The organism is Telluria sp. AZSoR62 (genome assembly GCF_058111565.1).
Genome location: NZ_JBYTST010000357.1, coordinates 1 through 264 on the forward strand (window position 1 = coordinate 1; position 264 = coordinate 264).

At 51.9% G+C, this 264-nt stretch carries 1 protein-coding gene; it reads left to right on the forward strand.

Going from position 1 to position 264, the window contains the following annotated elements; translation table 11 throughout:
* On the forward strand, positions 1-264 hold a 264-nt coding region (locus AC3XQU_RS24095; protein WP_489876648.1), incomplete at both ends, for a hypothetical protein.

Genomic DNA, 264 nt, shown 5'->3' on the forward strand with positions numbered 1-264 from the left:
GAGAACCTTGCCCGCTGGAAAAATGCCAATGCCAGTAGCACTGGGGATATCTGGGACGACACTCTTGGAATGGACCAATCAACCATGCCAGGCTTCTTACCACAGTTTGAATTCAACGTAGATGCACTTACGGAACGCTTTGGATCACTTGAACGCCAACAAGCAGCAGCGGAGCGAGGGGCTACGGGTTCGTGGGGTGGGGCTGGAGCATCAGGCTCTTGGAACGAGCCAGTTACAAACAACATTGCACCGGTAGTAAATATT